A 2,649-nucleotide genomic window follows, 5' to 3' on the forward strand; every position below is an offset into this window, starting at 1 on the left:
GGCCTGCGGCCGAGGTTTGCGCTGCTGGCCGCATGAGTAGCGGTTTCGCCGACTGTAGACCTCGTGAATGCTCTCCTTGCCGCGAGGGTTGCAGATGCACTCGTCCTGACCTGCGCGTTTGACAGGCGGGTCGCATTAGATGCGAAGATCTCGCATCTAATGCGAGTGGTGGGAGGTCACTGTCGGTGGACGTGGAACGCGCCGCCCCGGGGTCGGCTGCCCTGCAACTGGCCGACGGCGTCCGACTGCTGCGTCCGGAGGAGCAGGTCTTCACGGCGATGCTGGACGGTTGGCGGAACCAGCAGCTCGCGCGGAACCTGTCGTTCGGGACTGTGGAGAGCCGGCAGCGGTCGGTTCGGGCGTTCGCTGAGCACGCGCAGGCGCTGCCGTGGCGGTGGACCCCGCAGCTGATCGACGAGTGGTGCACCGATCTGCGGGCCGTGCGCCGGGTGCGCCGCTCGACGCTGCGCGGCTACCAGGAGGCGGTCCGGCTGTTCTGCGCGTACCTGACCGACCCGGCCTACGGCTGGGTCGGCGAGTGCGAGAAGCGGTTCGGTACGCATCCGGTGCAGGTGGTCCACGAGTGGAACGCTGCAGTCCACGTCGCCGCAGCCGAGGGCGACCCGGCCAAGCGCGCGTTCACGCTCGACGAGATGCAAGCCCTGCTGGACTATGCCGACGACCAGGTCATTCGCATCCGGGCAGCCGGGCGCAAGGGCTGGCTTCCGGCATTCCGCGACGCCACCCTGTTCAAGGTCGCCTACGGGTACGGGCTGCGACGCAACGAGACCCGGATGCTCGACGTGGCCGACTTCGGCCGCAACCCGCACGCCGACGAGTTCGGCGGGTACGGCGTTCTCTACGTGCGTCACGGCAAGGCGATGAAGGGTTCGGCGCCGAAGCGGCGCAGCGTGCTGACGGTCTGGGCGTGGGTGCCGGAGATCCTCGCCGAGTGGGTCGAGGAGATTCGGCCGTTGCTGGCCGTCGACGGCAACCCGGCGCTCTGGCCTTCGGAACGGGCGCCGCGGGTCGGGCTGGCGCAGATCAACGCACGCCTGTCGGCCTACCGCGACGCCCTCGGCCTGGACACCGGCCTGGACTTTCACTCCCTGCGCCGCTCCTACGTCACCCATCTGATCGAGGCCGGCTGGGATCCGCTGTTCGTGCAGCAGCAGGTCGGCCACGAACACGCCTCCACCACGGCGATCTACACCTGCGTGTCGTCGGACTTCCGCACCCGCACACTGCGGCAGGCTCTCGACGCAACCATGGACGCGGCACTACGACCGGCCCGGAGAGCGCGATGAGCATGAAACGCCAGGTCAGCTACCGGTGGCGACTGCGGGAGATGATGGCCGCCCGCGGCTTGTTCACCGCCACGGAACTGGTCCCGCTGCTGCACGAACGCGGCATCGACCTGTCCGCCTCCCAGGTCCACCGCCTCGTCACCGGCACACCCGAGCGGCTGTCGCTGCCTGTCCTCGCGGCGCTATGCGACATCCTGGAAGTTACCCCCGCCGACCTGGTCATCACCTCAGCGGCCAACGTCGCCCCGCGCAAAGCCGTCGCCGGCGACGTCCCGGCGCCGGTAGATCTGGCCACGGTCCGGCCGCGACGAGCCCGCGTGCGACCGGACTGATGCACGACCGTCCCTACGCCACCGCTGAGCAGTACGAACGCTGGTTCATCCGGGACTGCGCCCGCTGCGGGCGGCGAGGCAACTTCGCGGCTCGCTGGCCCGACGGGCACGTCTGCCGCACCTGCCACGACCGGGCACTACGCACCCATGGCCGCTGCCCCAGCTGCGGCCTCGACCGGGTCCTGGCCGGACTGCGCGCCGAAGACCAGGCGCCAATCTGCACCAGCTGCGCCACCTTCTCCATCTCTTACGCCTGCGCCCAGTGCGGGCAGGAGAGCAAGCTGCACGCCGGCCGTCGCTGCACCCGTTGCACCCTCGCCCGGCGCGTCGCGGAACTCCTCGACGACGGCGCCGGGCGGATCCGGCCCGAGCTGACAGCGCTGGCCGAGCTGCTGACCAGCATGGAAAACCCACTCTCCGGTCTGGCTTGGGTATCGTCCCGGCATGGCCACTCCGCCGGGGCCGCCGACCTGCTGCAAGGTCTCGGCCGTGGTGACATCGAGCTGACGCACGAGGCATTCCATCGGCTGCAGCCTTGGCGCGTCGCCGCCCACCTGCGCGAACTGCTCATGGCCTGCGGCATCCTGCCCCGCGTCGACAAGCAAGTGATGCTGTTCGAGAGATGGCTGCTCGAGCACCTAGACACCGTCACCGACGGAGACCAACGCCGACTGCTGCGCCAATACACCACCTGGCACACGCTGCCCTGGTTGCGGCGCCGCGCCGAACGCGGACCCGTCGGACGCCACACCCGCAACGAGCTCGGTCAGCAGGTCCTACGCGCCGGCGACTTCCTCACCTGGAACCGTGAGCAGAACCTGACCCTCGCCACGTTGCGGCAGGCGGACCTGGACCGCTGGCTCGTCGACCACCGCCCACACCAGCGCCAACTCCTCAAACCATTCCTGGCCTGGGCCAACCGCGCCAGGCTCATGCCGAGGCTGCGAATACCTCCGCACCGTCCTGGCCAGCAGACCCCGATCACCCAGCACCGCCGTCTCGCGCTACTG

3 protein-coding genes are annotated in these 2,649 nt (G+C 69.5%); all 3 read left to right on the forward strand.

Going from position 1 to position 2,649, the window contains the following annotated elements:
- The first annotated feature begins 185 nt into the window (after positions 1–185).
- On the forward strand, positions 186–1,307 hold the full coding sequence (locus F8271_RS30915) for a site-specific integrase (protein ID WP_192580541.1): 1,122 nt from the start codon (positions 186–188) through the stop codon (positions 1,305–1,307).
- Complete coding sequence (locus F8271_RS30920) at positions 1,304–1,639, forward strand: helix-turn-helix transcriptional regulator (protein ID WP_151493323.1); 336 nt, start codon at positions 1,304–1,306, stop codon at positions 1,637–1,639. Before F8271_RS30915 ends, F8271_RS30920 begins: the two co-directional genes overlap by 4 nt.
- Positions 1,639–2,649: hypothetical protein (locus F8271_RS30925; RefSeq protein ID WP_151493324.1), on the forward strand; the 1,011-nt coding region annotated here is incomplete at its 3' end. The genes F8271_RS30920 and F8271_RS30925, both read left to right, overlap by 1 nt.

It is taken from the genome of Micromonospora sp. ALFpr18c, from assembly GCF_008868155.1.
Classification (GTDB): domain Bacteria; phylum Actinomycetota; class Actinomycetes; order Mycobacteriales; family Micromonosporaceae; genus Micromonospora.

What these genes read in the sequence shown, in the direction of transcription:
- F8271_RS30920 (WP_151493323.1), top strand. Translation starts at nt 1,304, where the DNA reads ATGAGCATGAAACGCCAGGTCAGCTACCGGTGGCGACTGCGGGAGATG.